This is a genomic window from Hufsiella ginkgonis (genome assembly GCF_009834915.1).
Classification (GTDB): Bacteria; Bacteroidota; Bacteroidia; order Sphingobacteriales; family Sphingobacteriaceae; genus Hufsiella; species Hufsiella ginkgonis.
The window spans coordinates 19,236-44,575 of record NZ_WVHS01000002.1 but is presented as its reverse complement, the minus strand read 5'-3'; the positions used below and the strand labels follow the sequence as shown (position 1 = coordinate 44,575).

Annotated in this window: 26 protein-coding genes; 9 read left to right on the top strand and 17 right to left on the bottom strand. The window is 50.7% G+C overall.

All coding sequences use genetic code 11. From position 1 onward, the window contains the following. Positions 1 to 18 precede the first annotated feature (18 nt). The 9 genes from GS398_RS06960 to GS398_RS06920 form a co-directional block, all read right to left on the bottom strand. Positions 19 to 1,194 (bottom strand): 1-deoxy-D-xylulose-5-phosphate reductoisomerase, encoded by a 1,176-nt coding sequence (locus GS398_RS06960; RefSeq protein WP_160906057.1) that lies wholly within the window; start codon positions 1,192 to 1,194, stop codon positions 19 to 21. Positions 1,195 to 1,196: 2 nt separating this feature from the next. Then, a complete protein-coding gene (locus GS398_RS06955; protein ID WP_160906056.1) occupies positions 1,197 to 2,696 on the bottom strand; it encodes a GH3 auxin-responsive promoter family protein in 1,500 nt (499 codons plus the stop codon). 95 nt (positions 2,697 to 2,791) lie between these two features. Next, positions 2,792 to 3,793: a hypothetical protein gene (locus tag GS398_RS06950; RefSeq protein ID WP_160906055.1), complete on the bottom strand. Its 1,002-nt coding sequence runs from the start codon at positions 3,791 to 3,793 to the stop codon at positions 2,792 to 2,794. After that, positions 3,790 to 4,758 carry a glycosyltransferase family 2 protein gene (locus GS398_RS06945; protein WP_160906054.1) on the bottom strand — a complete coding sequence of 323 codons (969 nt, stop codon included), beginning with the start codon at positions 4,756 to 4,758 and terminating at the stop codon, positions 3,790 to 3,792. Before GS398_RS06945 ends, GS398_RS06950 begins: the two co-directional genes overlap by 4 nt. A 75-nt stretch (positions 4,759 to 4,833) precedes the next feature. Further along, positions 4,834 to 5,784 (bottom strand): glycosyltransferase family 2 protein, encoded by a 951-nt coding sequence (locus GS398_RS06940; protein ID WP_160906053.1) that lies wholly within the window; start codon positions 5,782 to 5,784, stop codon positions 4,834 to 4,836. A 14-nt stretch (positions 5,785 to 5,798) separates the two neighbouring features. Continuing rightward, a complete protein-coding gene (locus tag GS398_RS06935; RefSeq protein ID WP_160906052.1) occupies positions 5,799 to 6,374 on the bottom strand; it encodes a DUF4199 domain-containing protein in 576 nt (191 codons plus the stop codon). Between the two features lie 12 nt (positions 6,375 to 6,386). Further along, positions 6,387 to 7,055: a hypothetical protein gene (locus GS398_RS06930; RefSeq protein ID WP_160906051.1), complete on the bottom strand. Its 669-nt coding sequence runs from the start codon at positions 7,053 to 7,055 to the stop codon at positions 6,387 to 6,389. A gap of 3 nt (positions 7,056 to 7,058) precedes the next feature. Further along, entirely contained in the window at positions 7,059 to 8,321 is a 1,263-nt protein-coding gene (locus GS398_RS06925; RefSeq protein WP_160906050.1) for a dihydroorotase, read from the bottom strand. Continuing rightward, complete coding sequence (locus GS398_RS06920; RefSeq protein WP_160906049.1) at positions 8,321 to 10,375, bottom strand: BatA domain-containing protein; 2,055 nt, start codon at positions 10,373 to 10,375, stop codon at positions 8,321 to 8,323. The genes GS398_RS06925 and GS398_RS06920 overlap by 1 nt, the downstream gene beginning before the upstream one ends. A 237-nt stretch (positions 10,376 to 10,612) precedes the next feature. On the opposite strand from GS398_RS06920, the gene mnmA reads away from it, so the two are divergent. The 3 genes from mnmA to GS398_RS06905 all read left to right on the top strand — a co-directional run bounded on the left by mnmA (position 10,613) and on the right by GS398_RS06905 (position 14,721). Then, on the top strand, positions 10,613 to 11,701 hold the full coding sequence (mnmA, locus tag GS398_RS06915) for a tRNA 2-thiouridine(34) synthase MnmA (protein WP_160906048.1): 1,089 nt from the start codon (positions 10,613 to 10,615) through the stop codon (positions 11,699 to 11,701). A gap of 178 nt (positions 11,702 to 11,879) precedes the next feature. Next, complete coding sequence (topA, locus tag GS398_RS06910; RefSeq protein ID WP_160906047.1) at positions 11,880 to 14,300, top strand: type I DNA topoisomerase; 2,421 nt, start codon at positions 11,880 to 11,882, stop codon at positions 14,298 to 14,300. 16 nt (positions 14,301 to 14,316) lie between these two features. Then, positions 14,317 to 14,721, top strand: a complete 405-nt coding sequence (locus GS398_RS06905; RefSeq protein WP_160906046.1) for a hypothetical protein — start codon at positions 14,317 to 14,319, stop codon at positions 14,719 to 14,721. A gap of 14 nt (positions 14,722 to 14,735) precedes the next feature. Here GS398_RS06905 and hemF read toward each other — a convergent pair whose 3' ends face one another. After that, the gene (gene hemF, locus GS398_RS06900) at positions 14,736 to 15,632 is read right to left on the bottom strand and encodes an oxygen-dependent coproporphyrinogen oxidase (protein WP_160906045.1); all 897 of its coding nucleotides are present in this window, start codon (positions 15,630 to 15,632) and stop codon (positions 14,736 to 14,738) included. A gap of 19 nt (positions 15,633 to 15,651) precedes the next feature. Next, positions 15,652 to 16,899 (bottom strand): MFS transporter, encoded by a 1,248-nt coding sequence (locus GS398_RS06895; protein ID WP_160906044.1) that lies wholly within the window; start codon positions 16,897 to 16,899, stop codon positions 15,652 to 15,654. 294 nt (positions 16,900 to 17,193) lie between these two features. Here GS398_RS06895 and GS398_RS06890 point away from each other — a divergent pair, with 294 nt between their 5' ends. From GS398_RS06890 to GS398_RS06875, 4 genes are all read left to right on the top strand, one after another. Beyond that, positions 17,194 to 17,649 carry a DUF4442 domain-containing protein gene (locus tag GS398_RS06890; RefSeq protein ID WP_160906043.1) on the top strand — a complete coding sequence of 152 codons (456 nt, stop codon included), beginning with the start codon at positions 17,194 to 17,196 and terminating at the stop codon, positions 17,647 to 17,649. Between the two features lie 30 nt (positions 17,650 to 17,679). After that, complete coding sequence (locus tag GS398_RS06885) at positions 17,680 to 18,303, top strand: AlbA family DNA-binding domain-containing protein (RefSeq protein ID WP_160906042.1); 624 nt, start codon at positions 17,680 to 17,682, stop codon at positions 18,301 to 18,303. A gap of 135 nt (positions 18,304 to 18,438) precedes the next feature. Continuing rightward, complete coding sequence (locus GS398_RS06880) at positions 18,439 to 18,804, top strand: hypothetical protein (RefSeq protein ID WP_237488127.1); 366 nt, start codon at positions 18,439 to 18,441, stop codon at positions 18,802 to 18,804. Between the two features lie 135 nt (positions 18,805 to 18,939). Beyond that, complete coding sequence (locus GS398_RS06875) at positions 18,940 to 19,470, top strand: ferritin (RefSeq protein WP_160906041.1); 531 nt, start codon at positions 18,940 to 18,942, stop codon at positions 19,468 to 19,470. Here GS398_RS06875 and GS398_RS06870 read toward each other — a convergent pair whose 3' ends face one another. The 3 genes from GS398_RS06870 to GS398_RS06860 form a co-directional block, all read right to left on the bottom strand. Then, positions 19,471 to 19,737, bottom strand: coding sequence for a (2Fe-2S) ferredoxin domain-containing protein (locus GS398_RS06870; protein WP_160906040.1), 267 nt, complete (start codon positions 19,735 to 19,737; stop codon positions 19,471 to 19,473). It lies immediately after the preceding gene. A 70-nt stretch (positions 19,738 to 19,807) separates the two neighbouring features. Continuing rightward, a complete protein-coding gene (locus GS398_RS06865; protein ID WP_237488126.1) occupies positions 19,808 to 21,061 on the bottom strand; it encodes a DUF2130 domain-containing protein in 1,254 nt (417 codons plus the stop codon). Between the two features lie 35 nt (positions 21,062 to 21,096). Next, entirely contained in the window at positions 21,097 to 21,465 is a 369-nt protein-coding gene (locus tag GS398_RS06860; protein WP_160906039.1) for an MmcQ/YjbR family DNA-binding protein, read from the bottom strand. A gap of 122 nt (positions 21,466 to 21,587) precedes the next feature. Here GS398_RS06860 and GS398_RS06855 point away from each other — a divergent pair, with 122 nt between their 5' ends. Further along, positions 21,588 to 22,790 (top strand): DUF763 domain-containing protein, encoded by a 1,203-nt coding sequence (locus GS398_RS06855; RefSeq protein ID WP_160906038.1) that lies wholly within the window; start codon positions 21,588 to 21,590, stop codon positions 22,788 to 22,790. Between the two features lie 26 nt (positions 22,791 to 22,816). On the opposite strand, the gene GS398_RS06850 is transcribed toward GS398_RS06855, so the two are convergent. From GS398_RS06850 to holA, 3 genes are all read right to left on the bottom strand, one after another. Beyond that, on the bottom strand, positions 22,817 to 23,080 hold the full coding sequence (locus tag GS398_RS06850) for a hypothetical protein (protein WP_160906037.1): 264 nt from the start codon (positions 23,078 to 23,080) through the stop codon (positions 22,817 to 22,819). A 90-nt stretch (positions 23,081 to 23,170) separates the two neighbouring features. After that, positions 23,171 to 23,770, bottom strand: coding sequence for a DNA-3-methyladenine glycosylase (locus GS398_RS06845; RefSeq protein WP_160906036.1), 600 nt, complete (start codon positions 23,768 to 23,770; stop codon positions 23,171 to 23,173). Continuing rightward, complete coding sequence (holA, locus tag GS398_RS06840; RefSeq protein WP_160906035.1) at positions 23,767 to 24,783, bottom strand: DNA polymerase III subunit delta; 1,017 nt, start codon at positions 24,781 to 24,783, stop codon at positions 23,767 to 23,769. Before holA ends, GS398_RS06845 begins: the two co-directional genes overlap by 4 nt. Positions 24,784 to 24,874: 91 nt before the next feature. Here holA and GS398_RS06835 point away from each other — a divergent pair, with 91 nt between their 5' ends. Beyond that, positions 24,875 to 25,336, top strand: coding sequence for a type I restriction enzyme HsdR N-terminal domain-containing protein (locus tag GS398_RS06835; protein WP_160906034.1), 462 nt, complete (start codon positions 24,875 to 24,877; stop codon positions 25,334 to 25,336). Positions 25,337 to 25,340 lie beyond the last annotated feature (4 nt).

Sequence of the window (25,340 nt, the reverse complement as noted above, 5' to 3'; positions counted from 1 at the left end):
TTTCGTTTCTTTATTTTATTAAGATAAGTTTATCGTACTTTTTGTTACTAAGCGCCTGGTGAGCAGCCGGGTTTCCCGGTCGGTTTCGAGGTAATCCTCCAGCGAAGGGTTGTTTACAAAAGCGATCGATGACATACAGGTTTCTATCAGGTCGCTCATTTCCAGGAACCCTACCCGGTTGTTCAAAAACTCTGCCACGACGATTTCGTTGGCGGCATTGATGACACATGGCATATTCCCGCCCTGTTTTAATGCCGAAAAGGCGAGGCCGAGGTTCCGGAAGGTGTCAGTATCTGCGCGCTCGAACGTAAGCGTGGGATAATTCATGAAATCAAAACGCGGGAAGTTATTCCTCGTCCTCCCCGGGTGGGTAAGCGCATATTGGATAGGAAGCTTCATATCGGGCAGGCCCATTTGCGCCTTCATAGATCCATCTTCAAATTGCACGATCGAGTGGATCACCGATTGCGGGTGTACCACTACCTCGATCTGCGGAAGGTCCAGCCCGAAGAGCCATTTAGCTTCGATCACTTCAAGCCCTTTATTCATCAGCGAAGCTGAATCGACGGTGATCTTAGCGCCCATCACCCAATTTGGATGGCGCAGCGCATCTTCACGGCTCACGCCGGAAAGGTAGGCGCGGTCTCGTCCCCGGAACGGGCCTCCCGAAGCCGTAAGGTAGATCTTTTCTATTGCGTTCGCCTCTTCCCCGGCAAGGCACTGAAAAATGGCCGAATGCTCTGAATCCACCGGGAGAATGTGCACGCCGTGTTGCCTGGCGAGGTTCATTACCAGCTCGCCTGCCACCACCAGCGTTTCCTTGTTGGCCAGGGCGATGTCTTTGCCCGCGCGGATGGCCGCCAGGGTCGGTTTCAGGCCTGAAAAGCCTACAAGCGCCGTAAGCACGATATCTACCTGGCCGAGGGTGACTACTTCGGCCAATGCCACCTCTCCCGCAAGCACTTCAATGCCGGTCCCCGCCAATGCATCGTGTACTTCCTTGTACCGGTTCTCATCGGCAATCACCACCTTCTCCGGCATAAACTCCAGCGCCTGGTTAACCAGCATCGCGGCGTTTTGCTGCACGGTAAGCACGGTAACATTAAAACGGTCCCTATTCTCCCTGATCACCTCGAGGGCTTGTGTACCTATGCTCCCCGAAGAGCCCAATATGGCAATGTTCTTTACGGTCACTTTTACCTGATAAAATTTTGTAACGCCGCGGCAATCTTCCTGTCGTTAGCCAATCGCGGCACCTTATTTTGCCCTCCCAATTTACCCTCCTGCTTCATATAGCTTGCAAACCCTCCGGCTGCCACGCTGTGGATCACCAGCGGCTGCAGGATCTTGCCTACGATCAGGTCGGCATAATAAACGTTTTTCTTTTGCAGCGTCTCATCAATTGCCAGCCCGAATTTTTCCATATCCGCCGGTTCCTTGGAAAACTCGATGAACCATTCGTGGTAAGGCAACGCCCCCGCCGGCGGATTTACCTGCGGCGCCACCGTGAACTCCGTTACCCCTGCGCCAAAACGACCGGCAGCGTCCATCAGGGCAGCCTCCACCTCCTCACCGATCACATGCTCGCCAAAAGCGGAAATATAATGCTTGATCCTCCCGGTTACCACGATGCGGTAAGGGTTTTTGGAAACGAACTTCACGGTATCGCCGATACTGTACCCCCACAGGCCGGCGTTGGTGTTAAGCACGAGCGCGTAATTTTTGCCGGTCTCTACCTCTTTTAACGAAAGCCGCGAAGGATTTTCGTTGTAATACTCCTCGGTGGGTATAAACTCGTAAAACATGCCTGCATCAGCCAGCAGCAGGAGCCCCTTTTCCGTCTGCGAGTCCTGGTAAGCGATAAACCCCTCGGAGGCGGGATAGATCTCGATCGAGTCGACACGTTTCCCAATGGTTTCTTCGAGCCTGGCACGGTAAGGCTCAAAGTTCACCCCTCCGTATACGAAAAGGCCGAAGTTCCTGAAAATATCCTTGATCTTTTTATTGCCGGCCCGGGCAGAAAGCCGTTCGAAATACATCTGCACCCAGGGCGGGATCCCGGAAATGAGGCGCAGGTCTTCGTGCAATGTTTCTTTGGCGATGGTTTCCACCTTAGTTTCCCAATCTTCGATACAATTGGTTTCGTAAGAAGGAAGGCGGTTAGTTTGCAGGTAACCTGGTACGTGATGTGCCACGATGCCCGATAAACGCCCCACGGAAATTCCCGCTTTTTGTTGTAATATGGGGCTCCCCTGCAAAAAAATCATCTTCCCGTCTACAAAATCCGCTTTGCCGGTTTCGTGTATATAGGTAAGTAACGCGTTCCTGGCCCCTTTAATGTGCTCCGGAAGCGATTCTTTTGTTAGCGGGATATATTTGGTGCCGGAAGTGGTGCCGGAGGTCTTGGCGAGGTAAGCGGGCTTGCCGGGCCACAATATATCGGGATCGCCATGCACCATTTTATCGATATAGGGTTTCAGGTCTTCATAATCGCGCACCGGTACCTGGCGCTTAAAATCATCGTACGTGTTGATGGAAGAGAACCGGTGGTCGCGCCCAAACTGCGTACCGGCGGCCGCAGCGATCAGCTGCCTGAATACCTGTTCCTGCGCTGCAACTGCGTTCTTCTTCCACTTGCTGATCCGCCACACGGTCCACGCGGCAAACGGCTTGCTTAGCACGGCTTTTATTCCCATGTCTTATCGCTGAAAGGTAAAAGCAGGAAGACCGAAGCGGTTTGCCGGTACGCCGGGCATTATGCCCCCGGCGGTATGCTTATTATATTTCATTGTTAAATAATATGGTGTATCAGGTCCGGGTCTTCATCGCCCTTATACTCTCCAATCATCTGCCGGTAGGCTACCGAAGTAGTGATAGACGACAAAGGAACGATAAAAAAGGAGCTTACCACGCTTACAGCAAATAACAATATTTCGTATTCCTTCACCAGGAAATATAACGACAAAAAGTGAAACAGGGCCAGGAACCCCAGCAGCAGCAGCAGCCTGGTGAAGTTGCCGCGGGTAATGGCCAGGCTGAAACGGATAGATTTCCAGGCACTGCAATTGCGGTCCATAATAAAGAGCGGGAAAAACGAGATGCGGATAAGCACGATGATTGCCAGCACCAGCCCCAGTGAAACGGCCAGTTCCGCCACTACTTCTTTGCGGATGTGCAGGTAAATAAAGGGAAGGAATACCACCGCCATTACGATAAACGCGAGGAACAGCAGCACCACCGAGTAAATGGTGGCCACCAGGAAATTAAGCATTTGTTTTCCCCGCGGCCAGTTATTCTTAATCACCACCACGAACGGGTAGAGGCGCTTGCGGTTCCAGATGAGCGAACAAATGATCCCGAGCGAAATGATAGACTGCACCGACAGGATCACATAAACCCCCGACAGGATGCATACAAACACGATAATGGCGATGATCACCGAAAAGACAAACGCCGCACCCAGCAGGTATAACAGCACACGCAGGTAGTTATAGGTGCGCACCTTGGTCGATTCCTCATCCAGGTTGCCTTTTTTATCGATCAGCCGGATCGTAAAATTAAAAAGGGTGAGCTGCAGGCCAAAGTAGATCAGGATAAAGCAAAACATGATGGGCACCCGCAGCACAAGGTTATCACCGCTCAGGTACTGCGCCATCGACCCGGAAATATTCAGCGTCTCGAACATCAGGAAACAAAGCCCCGCGATCAGGAAATACTGCTCTTTCAACAACCTCCAGGAGGTGTGGATAATATCATTAACGGCAAAGGTACTTTCCTTTAAAAATTCGATCATGCGTGTTTAAAAATAACTCTTTTAACAAAATCCTGAATAAAACCCAGTCCGTAGGCAACCAGCTGGATAAAAGCCGCGAATATGCTCAAAAATGCAACTTTTGCAGATTTGTTTACCATCCATGAATGAAAAAATATCAACAAAATGAATAAGACCAGCACGGCATCACCCAGTATACCCATGAATGATCCAAAGATATTGGCAACAATGGTAACAAAAAGAAAGAGGGTAAATGCAGCAGGAAATGCATGTACCGGCTTAAGCTGCGAGGGAAAGAACCGATAAATATTGATCCTGGCGCGACCAAAAAAATGGATCTGCTTATAAAACTGCAAAAAGCTGGTACGTCGTTTATGGTATACCAGCGCCCCCGGGATGAGCGCCGTTTTAAAGCCCAACGACTGGATGCGGATGCTCAGTTCGATATCTTCACCAAGACGGGTGAGAATAAACCCACCTGTTTTTTCCCATACCTGCCGTGACAGCCCCATGTTAAAGCTCCTGGGATGATAAGGCCCCAGGTGTTTTTTATTTCCCCGGATGCCCCCCGTAGTAAATGGCGAGGTCATCGAATAGCTGATCGCTTTCTGCACCGGGGTAAAAGAAGCGTGCGCACCGTCGGGCCCGCCAAAAGCATCCACGTAACTGCTCGTTAAAAACGAATACACGTTCTGCAGGTAACCCGGTGGGATCAGGCAATCGGAGTCAAACACGATAAAGTAATCGCCCTTCGCTCTTGCGAATCCGTAGTTACGGGAAAACCCCTGTCCTTCGTTGGGCTTAAAATAGTACCGCACGTTGAGGCGGTCGCGATAACTTTCCACGATCTCTTTTGCGTCTCTCACCGATCCGTCCTCGATAATAAGCACCTCGAAATTCCGGTAAGCCTGCAGCGTAAGGGTATGCAGCAGTTCATTGATCTCGTCGGGGCGATTATAGAGGGGGATGATAATGGAGAAGAACATGGAAATCATTTGAGTTCTCTATGACCAGTTGTCAGTGATCAGTTTCTGGTAAGCGCCGTAGCTGATCACCGATCACTATACCGTTTTTTCAATCTGGTAAGAATTTCTTTCAGGAGCGCTTCGTGAAACCAGCTCGGCCACGAAACCGGTCAGAAACAATTGGAAGCCTACGATGATCGCTACCAGGGCGAAGTAAAACAATGGCTGATCGGTCGCGTTCCGGTACTGCTGGTTATTTGAAATGAGTACCAGTTTATCGATCACGATCCAGAGTGCGCAAATAGATCCCCCGATAAAGCTCAGCGCGCCCATTGTGCCGAAGAAATGCATAGGGCGTTTAGCGAACTTGCCTACGAAAAATATCGACAGCAGGTCCAGCAGCCCGTTGATGAACCGGCTAAGCCCAAATTTTGTAGTCCCGTACTTACGGGCCCGGTGCTCAACCACCTGCTCGCCTATGCGGGTGAAGCCGGCCCATTTGGCTATTACGGGAATATAACGATGCATTTCGCCATAAACCTCGATGCTTTTGACCACTTCTTTGCGGTATGCTTTCAGCCCGCAGTTAAAATCGTGCAGGTTTTTAATGCCCGACATCCGGCGCGTAGCCGCATTATACAACTTGGTGGGAATGGTTTTGCTCAGCGGATCATGCCGTTTTTGCTTCCAGCCAGACACCAGGTCAAATTTTTCCTGCGTTATCCGGCGATACAATTCCGGGATCTCATCCGGGCTATCCTGAAGGTCGGCATCCATAGTGATCACCACATCGCCTTTGGCCGCTTCAAAACCGATATTTAAAGCTGCCGATTTCCCGTAATTGCGACGGAACTTGATCCCGGCGATCTCCGGGTGCGATCGTTTCAGGTGCTCGATAACCTCCCAGGAAGTATCCGTACTGCCATCGTCAACCAACAGGATCTCGTACGAAAAAGCGTTCTCCAGCATCACTTTCCTGATCCATTCGGTCAGTTCGGGCAGCGACTCGTCTTCGTTATATAGGGGAACTACTACGGAAATATTCAACTGTGCGTACTTAATTAACTTTCGTCATCCGAAATAACGATCGGACGCTCCTTTTTAAAGATAGCCGCAAATATAAGCGCGCAAATAAACATTACGATAACAGAAGTCAAAAGGTTTTTAACGTAGTCCATCGCCGTCGGGTGCAGCTTGCCTGCCATATCCACGTCCATCTCCGACATTTTCTGATCGATCGTAGCCTGGTCTACCCCCTGGTTACTCATAAAGTTTGAAGTAGCCGTTTTGATGTTCTCCACCATTTTAACGGTGAGATCTTTCTCGATGAATTGGGTAAAAATGTAATTACCGATGGTAGAAACGATGGTCGCCACCAGGAACATAATAAAGATGCCCGACACCGCCTGGCGGAACGACCAAAAACCGCCGACCTTTTTACGCAGGTCGATGGAAAAGAAAATAGCGCATAAAATGTATACGACGAACGTGAGGCCGCCGCTTACCGCCAGCGCCATCATAGATACCCAGGATGACATTAGATAGAGCAATACGATGCTCATAACCAGGATAATTATCCCGATGATTACGCCGTTCGACAGCGCGTTTTTACGAATTTCTTTGTTGATATCTTCCATTGTTAATAAGGTTTAGTTTCTGAATGCTAAGAGAACAGCATACACCGCAGCATCGAAGCCAGGGTCATTGCTGGTACGAATATAGGATTCTATTTGTTGCTCGGTAGGTTTTTGCTCATAAAAAAAACTCATCACCGGGTAGAAGAGCTCCGCCATTTCCGATTCTGCGGGAAGTGCCTGTGCGGCAGCGGCGATTTCGGTTATCGAGCTTTCCATCAGTGCCTGGTTGTCGATCACGTCTTCATAGATCCGGTATTCATCCTGGAACTCATCCTCGTCCACCAGCAGGAACTCTTTCAGGTAGTCTTCAAGCGAAGGGGCTATCTGTTCGTCTTCGCATTCCTTCAGGTACAATAACACGTTCAGGATTTCGGTACCACGGTCGAGCGTTTCTTCTTCGATGGCTTCCCATTCTGGCGAATCCAGGTAATCCTCTTCCAGCTTCTTTACGTCTTCTGTAAAGAAATTGATCATCAGCAGGTCGAAATATACTTCGCGAAGCGCGGATGCCTTTGGTGCGTCGTCAAAAGCGGCGTCAAGTGCGTCCACCTTTTCGAGAAACGGGAGATCGCTGTTAAAAACTGTTATCAACGCCTGTTCCAACGGTCCGGCATCCATTTGTGTTGCATTGCCGAACCGTTTCAGTCCGGCGGTTAACGCTTGTTTTACCCGCTTGTCCATATCTTAAAATGTGAAGTACTGGCCGTTATTTGCTACGAGATGCACTTTACCCGTAAGCTGCTGACCCATAAAGGGAGAATTTGATGATTTAGAGCGATTGGTACCCTCATTAAGCTCCCAATGGGTGTCTGTGTCAAAAAGCACGAAATTGGCGGCGTCGCCTTCCGCGAGCGCGGGAACCGGCAGCCCTACGATGTTCCGGGGGTTTACGGAAAGCTTCTCCGCGATCAGTTCGGGACTGAGCCCGGCGCACACCGCCAGCGGCAGCACGGTTTGCAGGCCGAGGATGCCGTAAGAGGCTATTTCGAATTCGATGTTCTTATATTCTATTTCATGCGGCGTATGCTGCGAAACAATAGCGTCGATAGTGCCGTCCATGAGCCCGGCGCGTAGCGCGGCCACATCCTCATGGGTGCGGAGCGGCGGCTTCACCTTAAAATTGCTATCGAAACCCGTGAGCGCTTCCTCGGTAAGCGCCAGGTGATGTGCAGCCACATCACAGCTAACCTGCAGCCCCTGTTCTTTTGCTTTGCGGATCAGCTCCACGCTATGTGCAGTAGAGATCGTCGTAAAATGCACTTTGGTGTCGTTGTACTCCGCCAGGTAAATATCGCGGGCCACCATGATCTCTTCGGCAAGCGATGGGATCCCTTTCATGCCGAGGTAGGTGCTGGTAGTGCCTTCGTTCATCTTGCCGGCGCCGGCTAGTGAAGGGTCTTCTGCATACGAAAAAACAAGACCGTTAAATGCTTTCACATAGAGCATGGCGCGGCTCATCAACCCCGAATCGGCCACCGGCTTATTACCGTCGCTAAACGCAATGGCGCCCGATTGATGCATATCATACAGTTCGGCGAGGTCCTTCCCTGCCCGTTCCTGGCTGATGGCGCCTAACGGGAACACATCCACCAGCAGCTCCCTGCTCCTGTTAACGAGGTACGCCACCTCGCTCCGCGATTGTACCGGGGGCCGGGTATTCGGCATCAGTGAAACGCCCGTAAAGCCACCGGCGGCGGCGGCGGCGGCGCCTGTTTCAAGGTCTTCTTTGGTCTCCAGGCCCGGCTCACCGAAATTGGCATGCAGGTCAAAAAAACCGGGCGCGAGGTATTTGCCGGAACCATCCGCCTCTCCGGCGCCTTCCGGCAGGATAATGCCCGTACCGATCGAGGTGATCTTGCCGTTTTCGACAAGCACATCCGCAACGCGACCGTAGAGAGAGGAACCCGGGAATAAGATGGTAGCAGACTTAACGAGTAATGATTTCATCAACTTGCAATGGGTTTGGGCGCCGCAGTGTCGTAAAACCTGATTAACAATACTTCGGCCGCCAGGAAAATTAACGCCAAAATTATACAAACTTTCCAGAGATGCATGCCGTCGTTCACTTCCTTTATTTCATTTTGTATCGAAGCCTTCGAGGTATTGAAGATATTTACCTTCCTGCCGGGAAACATACTTTCAAGGTTCTTGTCATCCAGGTATGAAAGATCCGACTCCCCGCGGTTGTCGTTAAACCCGGCTGCGGCAATAATACTGTCACCTTTTACCAGGTTGTAGTTCCCTTCCTGTTTCACCTGGTCGGCAATGTATACGCGGGTGCTGTTGGCGGCTTGCTGTACATCCGGGATCACCTCGAAGTTATCTTTCTTAAGCTTTAACACCTGGTTAGCCTGCAGGGTGATCTTATTTATTTCGAGAAACTGGTCGCGGCCCAGCGTATAAAATAATTTGCCGTCGCGCAGGCTCAGCAACGCCGACTGGTACATGATCGGCACAAATACCGAGTGGCGCGCAAAATTGCTCACTTCGTCGTCGAGCGGCACCGCCGAAAGGTACACGTTACCCAGGCCGGACCGGTACTGGCTGAAAAAGCTGCGTCCGCCAGGAAAATCCAGTATCGGCTGCCGGCTGGTGCGGCTTTGTGTGCTGTACCTGATGTAGGCCTTCGCCACCGGCAAATCCATGTTCTGTGGCACTTTTTCGAACACACCGCCAAACAGCGGGTGCCTCACGTTCATGGCCGTAACCTTGGTCTCCTGGTCCACCACTTCTTCGGGAATATCAGTGCCCAAACCTTGTAAAAAGCTGCCGAGGCTGGAAAGGTCGGCATCGAGCGAGGGAAATATCACCAGCGTGCCGCCGTTATCGGCGTATTTCTTCAGCTGCTGCGAGGTGGCGGGCGGAATCGACGCCAGTTCATTCAGGATGATCATCGGGTAACCGCCCAGGCCGGAATAGTTCAGGTTACCGGAACTTACGTTAACCAGGCTAAAGAACGGGTCGGAACGGTAAACCGCGTTGAGGTAAGGACTAAAGCCTTTGTCGCTGATCACCAGCACCGGCAGGCTCTTTTTCACGTAGAATGAAAAAAAGAATTTATCGTCGAACACCACCGGGTAGTCCGTGATCTGGATCTCGCCTTGCTGCCAGCCGCCGGTAAGCCCGCTGAAAGACAACGTATCGCTCCTAACAGATCTTGGCGGAATACTCAGGCTGGCCACCGCTTTCTGCTGTTTATTGATGTTTAGTTTTACGGGAATATTCTCCGCCTGTTTATCGGAGTTGTTGCGCAGCTGTACGATGAGGCGCTCGGTCTCACCCGGTTTATGTATGGGAGATGCAAACCATGCCGAATCAACGGAGATGTTAGGCAGCGGGTTCGAGCCGATCTTTACGAACCGCAGGGCAACGGTACTGTCGGGAACAAAAGCTTCATCAGGCACCATGTTCACCTGGAAATCCGAAAGCAGGTAACTGGTTTTCGGCGCATTTGGCTCACCGGTAAAAATATCCTGCTGGCGTTTCAGCACCTGCGGAATGGTACGGGTAACACCGCTGATCTTTACTTCATCGAGCGCAGAAATAAACTCTTCTCGGCTGAGCAGCCGTTGGTGCCTTCCCTCGAAATCGTTGGTCAATAGCTGGAACTTGTCATTCAGGGTATAAGCCGATACGATCTCGCGTGCCCGCCTTCTCGCTTCATCCAGGAGGGTGCCGTCTTTATTCACGGCTTCCATGCTGTAGGAGTTATCAAGGTATATGCTGATCACCTGATTACCTGCCTGTTTAAGGCTGGCATTATCCGGGATGAAAGGTTTCGCGAAAGCGAGGACAAGGAAAATGATCGCCAGGATCCTGGCAAACAGGATGAGCAGCCTGCGCAGGTTCTTGCTCGAAGAGGTCCGCACCTCGATATCCTTTAGAAAACGGACATTGCTGAAATAGACTTTCTTAAACCTCCGGAAATTAAAAAGATGGATGAGGATGGGTATGGCGACCGCTGATAAGGCAAACAGAAATGCGGGATAGAGGAAGCTCATTAAGTTTCAAATGTAACAGATTTTTCGGTTATGGCAAATGTAATACGGGACCGTTTACCGGGTATCTATCTGTTACCTAAAACTAACATATTCATTTAGATAAATATTATAATAAACTGATTATAAGATATGATTAACTATAAATTAACTGGCATAGATGACCTTATCCTGACGAAATGACATACCGTACAGCTTTCTAAAAAGCCTATCTTTGCATAATAATTTTACAAAATACACATGAGCAAACACGGAAAGATCCTGGTAGCGATGAGCGGCGGTGTCGACAGTTCTGTCGCAGCCGTAATGCTGCATGAGCAGGGTTACGAGGTGATCGGGTTAACGATGAAAACATGGGACTACGCTTCTTCCGGCAGCTCTTCAAAAGAAACCGGCTGCTGCAGCCTCGACAGTATTAACGATGCACGTGCCCTGGCGGTCGGCTACGGCTTCCCCCACTACATCCTCGACATACGGGATGAATTCGGAGATTTCGTGATCGATAATTTCGTGGATGAATACCTGGCCGGTCGCACTCCTAACCCCTGTGTGCTCTGCAATACGCACATCAAGTGGGAGGCTTTGCTTAAACGGGCCGATAAGCTCGGGTGTGAATTTATCGCAACCGGCCATTATGCCGACATCCGGCTGCAGGACAACGGCCGCTACGTGATCTCGAAAGGAAAAGATGAAAATAAAGACCAATCCTACGTCCTGTGGGGGGTGTCGCAGAAGAACCTCGCCCGTACGCAATTCCCGTTAGGCAGGTTTGCCAAGTCAGAGATCCGCCAGATGGCAAGAGACATGGGTCAGCTGGAACTCGCCAATAAAAGCGAGAGCTACGAGATCTGCTTTGTACCGGATAACGATTACCGCGCTTTTTTACGTCATAAAGTGGAAGATCTCGACGACCGGATCGGCGAAGGAAATTTCGTACTTACCGACGGCACCATCGTGGGAAAACACCAGGGATACCCTTTCTATACGATCGGGCAGCGTAAAGGACTGGGTATTGCGCTGGGGCACCCGATGTTTGTAAGCCGGATCATTCCCGAAACAAATACCGTGGTACTTGGCACGCAGGACGAGCTCCAACGCTCGCATGCCCTGGTACGCAACCTCAACCTGGTTAAATACGCATCCATCACCGAGCCGCTGGAAGCCGTTACCAAGATCCGCTACAAGGATGCGGGAACGCTCAGCACCGTCGTACAGCACGGCGACCTGATGAAAGTTGACTTTTCAAACGCGGTAGCCGGTATCGCCCCGGGCCAGTCGGCGGTGTTTTATGAGGGGAATGATCTGCTGGGTGGCGGGTTTCTTATGTAATATCGCAACTACCACCATCCCGAAATAAGCATCGGACACGGAACGTCGAACGTACCACGTCACACGTTCAACCCACCAACCATGTTCGTTTGCACATGCCAAGTCCCCCTTGGCTAAATCATCTTTAATACCTGACTTTAGAAATTATTGGTTTTATTTGCAAAAAAGGGACAGCTGAATGGCCAAAAACTTATTGATCGTAGAATCTCCTGCAAAGGCAAAAACAATTGAAGGATACCTGGGGAAAGACTTCATGGTTAGGTCCAGTTATGGACATATCCGTGATCTCGTAAAAACAGATGACGCGATTGACACCAAGAATAAGTTCGCACAAAAATATGAGGTGCCGGCTGATAAAAAGTCGGTAGTGAGCGAGTTAAAGAAGCTGGCAAAAGAGTGTGAGCTGGTTTGGCTGGCGTCTGACGAGGACCGGGAGGGTGAAGCGATCTCCTGGCACTTATTCGAAACCCTTGGCCTGAAAGAAGACAAAACCCGCAGGATCGTTTTTCACGAGATCACCAAACCTGCTATTTTAAAAGCGATCGAAACGCCGCGCGGCATTGATTACAACCTGGTAAACGCGCAGCAGGCACGCCGGGTGCTCGACCGGCTGGTGGGTTTCGAGCTGTCTCCCGTTCTTTGGAAAAAAATAAAACCGTCGCTTTCCGCTGGACGCGTACAGTCTGTCGCCGTACGCCTGATCGTGGACCGCGAACGTGAGATCAATAAGTTTACCGCCGCCGCCGCCTTTAAGGTGGTGGCTATTTTTACCACCGGTAAACAGAAAGAATCGTTCCGGGCCGAGCTTTCGCGGAGGTTCGATGGCGCCGGGGAGGCGGAAAAGTTCCTGCAGGATTGCGTAAATGCCGCCTTCACCGTAAAAAGCCTGGAGACCAAACCTTCCAAAAGAAGCCCCGCCCCTCCTTTTACCACGTCGACGCTCCAGCAGGAAGCCAGCAGGAAGCTGGGATTCTCGGTTTCCCGGACGATGTCTGTTGCGCAAAAACTGTACGAATCCGGAAAGATCACGTATATGCGTACCGATTCAGTGAACTTATCGGATACCGCACTAAATGCAGCCTCGGAGCAGATCCGCTCCGCTTATGGACCGGTGTACCACCAGGTAAGAAAATATAAAACAAAATCGGCGGGCGCACAGGAAGCCCACGAGGCCATCCGCCCTACTTATTTCGACCTTCATACCGTAGAGGGCGATAACAGCGAAAAAAGACTGTACGAATTGATCTGGAAACGTGCCATCGCCTCGCAGATGAGCGAAGCATTGTTTGAAAGAACCACCGCAAAGATTTCCGTATCCACACGCGGAGAAGAATTTATCGCAAACGGCGAGGTGATGAAGTTTGATGGTTTCCTGAAAGTGTACATCGAATCGAACGATGAAGAACAGGAAGTAAGCGCAGACGAAAATGCTGAGAATGCCATTCTTCCGCCGCTGCACCAGGCGCAAGCTCTTACCGCCCGGGAGATCGTCGCTACGGAAAGATACTCACGCCCGCCATCACGGTATACCGAGGCAAGCCTGGTAAAGAAACTGGAAGAGCTTGGCATCGGCCGCCCGTCTACTTACGCGCCTACCATCTCCACTATCCAGAACCGTGGTTACGTGGTAAAAGAAGACCGCGACGGCAAACAACGCAATTACCAGGTGGTCACCCTGAAGGACGGACAGGTACAGAGCGCCGTCAAATCGGAGATGACCGGGGCCGAACGCTCTAAGTTGTTCCCTACTGATATCGGCGCGGTAGTTAACGACTTTTTAGTTTCTCATTTTAAGGGTATTGTAGATTTTAACTTCACCGCTTCTGTAGAAAAGCAATTTGACGAGATCGCCCAGGGACTGAAAGAATGGACCGCAATGATCGACTCGTTCTATAACCCTTTCCACCTGGAAGTGGAAATGACCATCCAGAATGCCGACCGCGCACGCGGTGAGCGCGACCTGGGAACGGATCCCGCCACAGGCAAGAAGGTCTCGGTCCGCATCGGGCGATTCGGACCGTTCGTGCAGATCGGGGAAGCGGTAGAAGGAGAAGAGGAAAAACCGCGGTTCGCCAGTCTCCGCAGCGGGCAGATGATCGAGACGATCTCCCTGGAAGACGCGCTGGAGCTGTTTAAACTCCCCAAAAAGGTTGGCTTGTTCGAGGACAAAGAAATGACGGTGGCCATCGGCAAGTTCGGCCCGTATATCCGCCACAACAATGCATTTTACTCCCTGCCGAAAGATGCCGATCCGCATGCGGTAACAGAACCGCAGGCGATAGAGATCATCCAGGCCAAACGTATTAAGGACATCGAAAAGCTGATCAAAACGTTTGAGGAGAACCCGGATGCGAAGATCGAAAACGGCCGGTGGGGGCCATACATCAAGTTCGGCAAGCTGAACATTAAGATCCCGAAAGGAAAAACGCCCGAAGAGATCACCTACGAGGATGTACTAAAGCTCGCCGGACCCGCTGCCGCACCGGCAAAGAAGGGAACAGCGGCGGCTAAAAAAGCCGTGCCGGCAAAAAAAGCGACACCCGCAAAAGCAGCGGCGACTAAGAAGGCATCACCGGCAAAAAAGGCACCAAAAAAATAATACCCGCAGATCAGCCATGATTAAAGATTTGCCCGAAAACCACGTTGAAGAGATCTCCATCGCAGTAGTGCTGGAAGGTGAAACTCCAGAGAGCAAGAACTGGAACGTATACCTGGTAAACCTGAAAAATGAAACCATCAGCACGGTGCTGATCACTTCGAAGGGCTACGGGACGAAAGATGGCGAAGATGTAAAAACATCCGTATTGAGGCATTCCATAGGTGATGTAGAGAGCCGCTCTTACGCGGTAGTAGAGGCGATCGACGAACAGGTTTTCGGCCTTACCAACGAATACTGGCTTAGCTATTACGTCGGCAACGTGATTTACGACAAGAAGTTCATATTCTTACCCGAATCTATCGTGGATTCGAACCTGATCAAGATCCCACTTGTGAATAAGCCGGGCGTGATGATCGGCTAGCAACGCGTTGAGCGTCAAACCCAACTAACTCCCTTCTTCAACCTCCCCATCGTCCTCTCCTCTTCGCTTCCCGGTATGGGATGGAAATCGTATACCCAGTTCGCCTGCGGCGGAAGGCTCATTAAGATCGATTCTATACGTCCGTTAGTTTCAAGTCCGAATTTCGTACCGGCATCGTATACCAGGTTGAACTCCACATACCGGCTACGGCGCTGGTACTGCCACTGCTTGTTGGCATCGGTAAAGGGCTTTGACGCATTCTTGCGCATGAGTTCCGTATAAGTAGGCGCAAAGGTGCGGCCAACGGATTGCGAAAAGCTGAACAACTGCTCCCAGTCAAGACCTGTCTTAACCGGCGAAAGCTTGTCGTAGAATATACCGCCGATACCGCGGGTCTCCTCCCGGTGTTTGATGTAGAAATAATTGTCGGCCCAGGTTTTAAATTCAGGGTAGAATGCCTGGCTATATTGATCACAAACGGCTTTAAGCTTCCCGTGAAAGAACTGTGCATCCTCGTCGACGACGTAATGCGGTGTAAGATCGATCCCGCCGCCAAACCAGCGGACGTCCCCGTTCATCTCGAAGTAACGGATGTTCATGTGTATGATGGGCACCCACGGGTTTAGGGGGTGAATAACGATGGATACTCCCGTGGCGAAAAACTCGTCCCCGGTAACACCAAGCGACTTCTTCATTAATTCGGGCAGCCTGCCATGGACCGCAGAAAAGTTAACTCCTCCCCGTTCTATCACGTTGCCCTGCTGCAGGATGCGGGTACGTCCGCCGCCGCCGCCTTCCCGCTCCCAGGCTTCCTCTTTAAATTTACCGGCGCCGTCTGCCAGTTCCAGGGCATGGCATATCTCATCCTGTATTTTCCCGAATGCCGTTGCTACCTCCGCTTTGCTGATCATGCGGCAAAGGTAATCAAGATTAGCTGATCTCTAATTCCTCGCCCTCCATATAGTCGAGGTCTTTGCCAAATGTTTCTTTCAACTGACTAAGTGCGAAGAGCGACAGCACCGAAAGAATCCCCATCATCAGGTAAGCGGCCGTAATGGTCCCGAAATGCGCGCGGAACGCACCAAACGCGAACGTGATAGGAATAAGCGCACCGCGAACGAAATTCGGCACGGTAGTGGTCACCGTAGCACGGATGTTTGTACCGAACTGCTCCGAGGCGATGGTAACGAAAGTAGCCCAGTATCCCACGGAAATACCCATAAAAAGACATAGCCAGCGGAACGTCTCCGGGCTCAGGCCATAACTACGGAGATAGGTGGTGACGCTTACCAGCGAGAGAAGCAGGAATACCATCATGGTCAGCTTACGCGAACGGGTAACCTGTGCAAGCAACCCGGCGAGGATATCGCCAATAGAAATGCCGATATAAGTGAACATGATCCCCTTTCCCGCGCTGAGGGGGCTGGTGGCGTTCAGCGCCTTTGCGCTGCCGAACTCCATGGCCTGCGTTACCAGGATGCCTACCACGAACCAAAGCGGTGCACCGATCAGGATGCAGCACACGTATTTATACAACCGCTTGCCGTTAAACAGCAGCAGCCTGACATCGCCGCGGGCCACCTTTTTTCCGGCGATCCCCTTAAACATGCCCGACTCGAAAGTACCTACCCGAAGCGCCAATAACAGCAAGCCCATACCGCCGCCCACAAAAAAAGCCGTTTTCCAGCTAAACATTTCGTTTACCATGTTGGCCGCTACCGCACCTAACAATCCTACGCCGGCTACGATCATCGTGCCATATCCCCTGTTCTCTTTGCTCATGGTTTCGCTTACCAGCGTGATCCCCGCACCGAGCTCACCGGCCAGCCCGATGCCGGCAATAAGGCGGATAAAAGCATAGGTATTGATGTCCGCCACCATCCCGTTCGCAAAGTTTGCCAGTGAGTACAGCAGGATCGAACCGAAAAGTACCCTTACACGACCGATCTTATCACCCAATACCCCCCAAAGGATGCCTCCAAGCAGTAATCCGCCCATCTGCATGTTCAAAACGAACTCGCCGTTGGCGGTGATGTCTTCCGGGTTGGTGATGCCGATGTCCTTAAAACTCTGCACCCTCACGATCGAGAATAGTACCAGGTCATAGATATCCACAAAATATCCTAATGCTGCTACGATCACTAAAAATATCACATTCTTGGAAGCGGGTTTTGTCATCTGGTGAAAAGGTTTACAACGGTTTAAGCCGCTAAATTATAAAACCCCGGCAAATTTTATTTTTTTTAAAACAAAAGGCACGGATTTTGCATTCAATATATTGATTTACAGTGCAAATAGGAATACCCTTGCGTCCCGCGAGGTTAAACATTTGTTGTAATTTTTACCCCTGCTTGCTGTTCTGTTAGCAGGGGTTTTTTATTTATAAATATGCCGGCCGCTAGCGCTGGGGATCTATATAATCACTTCCCGCCGTCACTACTACTTAACATATTTTTCCTCATATTTACCGTCATGGTAGTTTCCGAGAATGTGTTGAAGTGGGCGATGCGGTTTTACCCTCCTCTTTTTTTTCAACGTATCTGGGTGGCCAGGTTTGGCAAGGATTTCAGAAGTGCCGAGGTACACATCACAAAAAGTATCCTTAACCTTAATTATAACCGTTCGGTCTTCGGGGGGACGATCTTCAGCGCGGCAGATCCCTTTTATTCCGTGCTGCTCGACCAGGTGATGCAGCGAAACGGTTTCAAGGTACGGGTCTGGTTAAAAAGTGCTTCGATCAGCTACCTTAAGCCCGGCCGTTCGCGGATGCATTTTAAGATCCAGCTGGAAGATAAGGATGTGGAAGATGCCATCGCAGTATTAAATTCGGAAGGAAAATTTGTACGGACCTTTTCACTCCAGATCCTTAACCGGCAGGGTGAGGTGTGCGCCAACGTACAAAATGAGGTTTACATCAGGCGGTTGTAAGGCAGGCCGCCGGCTAACTTATTTAAAGAGATGAATATAAAGAAGTTAATCCTGGAGGGTGAAAGCGCAACTTTAGATTTCAAGAAAACGATAAACAATTGCGAGAAGATCGCAAAAACACTGGTCGCTTTTGCCAACAACAAAGGCGGCAGACTGCTGATCGGCGTGCGCGATGACGGCAGCATTAACGGCGTAAAATCTGAGGACGAGGAGAGATACATGCTCACCCGTGCTGGCCTGTCCTATTGCAGGCCCACCATCGATCCCATCTTTGAAGAAGTATACATAGACGATAAAATCGTGCTGGTAGCCGAAATAAAAGAGAGCGATACCAAGCCGCATTATGCGCTGGGCGATGATCATCGCTGGTGGGTATATATCCGGGTGAAAGACAAGAGCCTGTTGGCCAGCAAGATCGTGGTAGACGTATTAAAACGCAGCAACAGCGATGAGGGTGTACTTATCGAATACTCCGCCAAAGAAAAGGAGCTGCTCGAATACCTGGAAAACAACCAGCGCATTACCTCCGGCGAATATGGCAGGCTGATGAAATTGTCGCGCCGCAGGGCGCAGCGCATCCTGGTGAACCTGGTGCTCTCTGGTGTAGTGAAATTGCACACTACCGAGAAAGAAGAGTACTATACCGCATCATGATCACCCGCTACCCAAGTATCACACCCTATTTTCTATTCTCTATTTTCTATTCCCTATTCTCCCCTCTCCCCCAAAATTTCCTTTCACTTTTATTTGGATCAGTTCTAAATAATTGCAATCTTTGTGGGTAATAACATGATGATCGAAACGGGCAGTGCTTCCTCCTCTTTAACAGAAGTGTTTCACACAAAACATGGCTCTGTCCAGCAATGCGACAAATCGCATCAATGGCTCATAGAATTTGCGGGTAAGAGTGCAAAGTTCGATTACCGCTGCCTCCTGAAACTTAAAAAAGCCGTTTACAGCATTGACATTGAGCGCGCGTTATTGGATACCGCCGCTGTTCCCGATGTAGAAATCATTTTTCTCTGCGCCTGCGAACATTGTTATGTGCTTTCTGTAGCTGAAGTGATCGCTTTAAAGGAACTGTTACAGGGCACTTTTGTCATGCTCGAATTAAACCACCTAATCACTGATTGCCTCAACAGGCTTGTATATTAAGCTGCTAATTCCCTGGCAATTACTACTTTACAGGCTTTTAGCCTATATTTAGACTCATTTTATATTGCGCAAATATTCAGGCGTTGCTATTATTAGCATTATTATTGCGTTGTCAATGTTATTAATATCAGCTTTATGAAAGATCTTATCCGCGTACGAAGCCTGATCTCTGCCGAGATCGAGGCCGTATTAAACCAGCAAATAAAAAAAGAAGCGTATTCTTCCTCTATCTACCTTTCTATGGCATCGTGGTGTGACCGCAATGGATTTGACGGATCGGCCGACTATTTCTTCAAACAAGCGGAAGAAGAGCGCCACCACCAGATGAAATTGTATAAATACGTATTGGATATGGGTGGCACCGCCATTTCTCCCGAGATCACCAATATCAAGATCGAATACAATTCTTTCAGGGAAGTATTTGAAGATGCACTCGACCAGGAAGTGGCCATTACCCAATCATTCAAGAACATCGCTGCAAAATGCCATAAAGAACAGGATTTTGTAACCATGGAATTCCTGAACTGGTTCCTGAAAGAACAGCGTGAAGAAGAATACAAGGCCCGTCGTGCACTCGAGCTCTTCGAAGTGATCGGCGAAGAAGGCACCGGTCGCTGGCAGATCGACAAACACGTTGGCAGCATCAAATACGACAGCGAAGCGTAGTTAATCTTGCTCAAGGCGTTCAACCTGCTTAAAAACCTGTTTTTCCGTATACTCATTCAGCCAGATATTATCTGGCTGAATGGTTAATACAGGGGCGAATTTGCACCTGTCCGTACAATCCACCTCCATCACTTCCAGTTTATCCCTCATTCCCTTTTGTTTCAGGTAAGCCTTCAGGGACTTATACAGATATTTACTTCCGCGTTTTTCGCACTTGCTCCCGGTACACACGAAGATCACCCGCTCAGGTATTTCAAATTTGCTCATGCGAAGGAAATTTACCAATTATAAGTGACAGGCCATAATTTGTTTGGGATCGATCGGGTTGATGCTTTGTTTACCCGATCAGCAGGGGGTCTTCTTCTTCGTCAGAGAGGCTCAGGCTGATGTTATCGCTCCCGGCGATCCCTTCAATAGATCCGCGAATGTGCGCAGCATTCAGTAACACTTTTTCCAGTTGCTTTTCACGGGCCTTCCATAGCTTCTCCATGACGTCGCGCTCGCGCTGGATAGACAGCTTCATGCTCATAAATCCTTCCCGTATGGCTTTCCACTGTTCAGAGAACTCCGTTCCGGTAAGATAATGGTACAACATATGCATCTTTTCTCCTTTATTTTCCTGCGAACGGGAAACATTCGCCAGCCTGATCACGGTATCTCTCAGCACATAGGCCACGGCTTTCACCTCTTCGAAAGAGCAGATCCAAACCCCGTCGCGTTCACCGAAACAGTCCATCCCCCTTGGGTAGCATTGCGTTACGATCACGGCGATGTCTACGCCAAGGCCGCGCATATCCTTCTTCAGCTTTTCGATCCAGTCCTGCGAAAAATCCTTGGTGCGTTTACTTTCATAAATGATCTTGCCGCATTCCTGCCCGAACTGGTTACGGATGGTCTGCACGCAATCGGCTCCCCTGACGCCTTTCCCGACTTCGGTCACCATATCGAACGGGAAGGTCGCCCTGAGCAGTTCCTCCAGGATCAGCTCCTGTACTTCGCCCTGCAGTTGTGTAGATCCCTGTTCCGCCTTACGCTTCATTTCCTCGGCCAGCTTTTTCTGGTCGTCGAGCTGTTTCTCGAGTTCTTTTACCCGGAGCTGGTGCTCCGTATCTTTTTGCAGCGAGCGGTCATGTTCCTGCTTGCGGATCTGCTCGGTCAGTTCGCCGCGCTGTTGGTGCAGCTTACGCTGCACTTCCAGTTCCAGCTCCGCTTCCCGGGATTTCAATACCTGTTCCTGCTGCAGGAACGCCATTTCTTTTTCCCGCGCCAGTTGCAGACGGGTTTCGTTCTCTTTATTAGCGGTTTCGAGCAGCTGGATCTGGTAAGTATAATCAGCAGAAATGCTTTTTCGCAAACTTTCTTCCAATTGAGCCTGGAGGCGTTTCCGTTCTTCCGCCAGCTGGTGCTCGTATGCCTGGGCCTGGGCCCTTTCACGCCGGTTAAATTCTTCCAGCTTCCGCGAATACTCCTCGTCCTTCTCCTTTTTAAAGGAATTCATTTTCTCCCGGAGCTCTTTCTTGTATTCCTCGGTCATTACCTCCTCGATGGGAAAGGTATGTCCGCATCCCGGACACTTTACTTCTGTCGACATCTTGTGTGAATTACAATGTATAACTTTTGGTCAGCTTATTCAGGCAGCCATGTGCCGTCAGCGATCTCATGCTGCAGTTTCTTCGTCAATTTCCGGTAAACAAGATCGTAGGAATGGTCAACGAGCTCCCTGATCAGGCCATTTGGTAAGTTTCCTGTAAGGTCCACCGTATTCCATTGCTGCTTATTCATATGGTAGCCCGGGACGATCTCCGGGTAGCGTTCCCTCAGCTCTACCGCCCGGTCCGGGTCGCACTTGGCATTCATCGTTAACCGGCCCTCTACCGGCGCCAGCAGGAACATTTTACCGCCTACTTTAAACACCAGCACCTCTTCACCGAAAGGAAACCCCTCGGTGGTGCCTTTTTTATCGAGGCAATAGTCGCGCAGCTCTTCTATATTCATCCGTTCACAATTTTACCAAACCCGGAAGGGCTAAAAACAGGGATCTTCATATCGCCCATGAAAGTAAGAAAGTCCCCCTTTACCTGCAATAGTTGCAGAAAATATTTACTAATTTTGTTAGCATGAAACATTCCGGGTCAGCAGATCTCCCCTTACATTACGGGTACGTGCCCAGGTGGCTTGCCGAGCGGATGGCCAGGCTTGGGTTAGCCATTACCGAGTCGATCATTACCGAATTCGGGAGGAACGAGGTAATACGCCGCTTAAGCGATCCGTTTTGGTTCCAGAGCTTTGGCGCGGTACTGGGCATGGATTGGCATTCATCGGGCATCACTACTTCCGTGATGGGGGCTTTAAAGGCAGCCATCAACCCGCGATCGCAGGAACTTGGCATTTACATTTGTGGCGGTAAAGGCAAACACTCCCGGCTGGCGCCCCGCGAACTCCTGGCGGCGGGTGAACGCACCGGTCTCGACGGCGCCCACCTCGTTAAATGCAGTAAGCTCAGCGCAAAGGTTGATAATACGGCTATCCAAGACGGTTTCCAGCTATACACCCATAACTTCGTGGTGAGCAGCGAAGGGCAATGGGCGGTGGTGCAGCAGGGCATGAACCATGTAAACGTTACCGCGCGCCGCTATCACTGGCATTCGCCGGAACTGGCATCTTTCATCGACGATCCGCACACCGGTATCTTTGGCCCGAACCAGGGAACCATCCTGAACCTCGCCACGAGCCGTTCTGCGCCCGCCCGGAACGCCATGCTCGAAATCATGGGCGAACACCCCGATAAGATGATCGCGGAAACGCGAAAGCTGGTGATGCCGGCCCGCCATGACGTACAGGCGAAAGATGTAGACCTGAAACGGCTCGGCGCCGTATTATGGCTCGCCCACGAGCGCAAACCTGCAGACTTCGAGGAACTGCTGCTGCTTGAAGGCCTGGGGCCGCGCACCCTGCAATCGCTGGCGCTGGTAAGCGAAGTGATCTATGGTACTCCTTCCCGGTTCAAAGACCCGGCGCGCTTTTCCTTCGCCCATGGCGGAAAAGACGGGCACCCGTTCCCTGTTCCGCTAAAGGTTTATGACGAAACGATCGGCACGCTGGAGAAAGCGGTTCAGCGGGCTAAGATCGACCAGGGCGATAAACTGCGCGCGATCCAGAAACTGGGCGAAATCGCACGTAATGCCGAACGGGGCTTCACCCCAAATGCCAATTTTGACCAGGTGATCCGGAAAGAACGTTACGAATCATGGAAATACGGCGGACGAACCGTACTTGGAAAGGCAAACCCGCCGTCAACTGCGCAGCTTAGCCTGTTCTGAGACACCCGTTCCCGGAGGTATTCCTGTTAGTTTTTCCCGGGTACGGGCTTCCTGGTGGTATCTCTCCGCGTAGTGTCACGGGGCGTTGGCGGCGCCGAAGTTTTAATGGTATCCCGCGTAGACCGCGTCTCTTTTCTTGCTACCGTATCGCGCCTTACCGGTGCAGGAGCCGCAGTCCTGATAGTGTCCCTTGTGGATTTGGTTTCCTTTGCCGGCGGATTTTGTGCCAGCGCGATACCGCTCACTGCCGTGAAAGCGATGGCTGCTATCATTGATCTGGTTGTTTTCATAACCTTGTTCTTAAGGGTTTGGTAGAATCCTTTCAGGTTGAACAAGTTACAGCAGGGCCGGTTTTATTTTTTTACAGCAAACTTGAGTTACTACGTTTTATTCCTGCTTACGTAGCGGTTGCCGCGCACATAAAAACGCCAGGGAATGTCACGGTAGATCCCGGGGAAATTGAGGCCGATCCGGGCGGAGGAAGCGATCTCTAACGGTTCCGGGGAAGGATTATCCGTTATCCAGATCTCATCGCCGGCCAGGGAAGCACCGTTATGTATCTTATTCAGGCCCAAGGCTTTTGCAAGGGCGCCAGGTCCCTGGCACAGGCGCACATCCGCATGATGGACATTTCTCCGGTCCCGCATAACCTCAAGCCCGGTTAATGGCTCTATGGCACGGATAAGAATGGCGTGCGATGAGCCCTCGTCGCCGGTCACGATGTTCAGCATATCGTGTATTCCGTAACAGATATACATGTATACTACGCCCCCGGCAGCATACATCATTTCGTTGCGGGGCGTGCGGCGGTCGTTCCAGGCATGAGAGCCACGGTCATCCGGCCCGCGATAGGCTTCGGTTTCTACGATCATACCGCCGGTAAGTAACCCGTCTACACAGGTATACAGGCACTTCCCGTTCAGCTCCCGGGCAATCGCGAGCACATCGTCCCGCTGGTAAAATGAAAGCGGCAGTTTCAATGGATGATCTTAAATACCAGTTCCTTCATCAGTTCGCCCTGCGTGGTGTTACCGGTAGAATCTACTCCCTTGGTTTTCAGGTCATAATCTCTCAGGTAGCTGATCACGTTAAAGATCTTGCCAACAGGATAATTGCGTCCGGCCATTTCGTAATCTTTCACAAAATAGGGATTTACGCCGAGCTCACGTGCCAGGCCCTGCGGCGAGCGGTCGGCTACGTAATGGTATTTCAGGACTTTGCCGAAATACGTATTCAGGTTGCCAAGCACCAGTACCGCCGGGTTCGACTTTGGGTTGGCGGCGAAATAGTCAATCACCTGGTTTGCTTTAAAGATGTCGCGTTTGGCGATCGCGGCCTGCAGCTCGAATACATTATATTCTTTGCTGATGCCGATGTTGTTCTGCACGTCATCCGGGGAGATCTCCTGTCCTTTGGGTATGTTCAGCATCAGCTTCTCCAGTTCATTGGCAATTTTAGACAGGTCGTTACCCAGGTACCCGGCTATCATAGCAGCAGCGCGTGCGTGAACCCGGTACCCTTTTGCGGCCACGGCTTCTTCAATCCATGCCGGAAGCTTGCTTTCATAGATCGGGGCAGATTCGAGCACCACACCACTTTTCTCGAAGGCCTTGTACAGTTTTTTTCGCTTATCGAACCTGGCATATTTAAAACAGATCACCAGGATAGTGCTCCGCAACGGGTTTTCTACATAGCCGGCAAAAGGATCACCGACCCCTTCTTTCCCCCATTTAAGCTCCTGGGCTTCCTTGACGATCACTACCTGGTAATCGCTCATCATGGGGTAGCGCTTTGCGGCGTTCAGGATCGTTTGCACGTCCGTGTCTCTTCCGTACAACACGGTCTGGTTGAAGCCCTTTTCCCCGTCAGACAGTACGTTTTTTTCGATGTAGTCGCTTACCAGGTCGACATAATACGGCTCCTCCCCATGCAGCAGGTAAACAGGCTTATATTTCCCGGCCTTTAGATCAGACAGAATATTGGCGACAGACACGATGCGAATTTAGCTAATCGCGGCAATAAACACGGCGTTTCCTGTGGCATTTAGGAAATATTTACCTGGCCATTTCATTATCTTTGCCTGCGTGTTCAATCCTACCCCGCTTAACCTGCCGCAGTTCCCGTTCAGGCTGAAAGAAGAGTCGGGCACTATCTTCATCTTTGATGAGGTACGCAGGAAATTCCTGGTGCTTACACCCGAAGAGTGGGTAAGGCAACATTTTGTACAGTTCCTGATCAGGCAAAAGAATTACCCCAAAGGGCTGATCGGCCTGGAAGGCGGATTGAAGCTCAATAGCCTGCAAAAGCGAAGCGATATCGTATTATTTAACGCGGCGGGGAATAAAACGCTGCTGGTGGAATGCAAGGCGCCGTCGGTTAAGATCAGCCAGGCGACTTTCGACCAGGTAGCACGCTACAACGTGGTACACCAGGTGAGCTTCCTGGCGGTTACTAACGGGCTGCAGCACTATTTTTGTGAAGTGGATTTCGGGCGGCGCTCCTACAAGTTTATAGAAGAGCTCCCGATGTATACCAACGGGAGCTGATCCG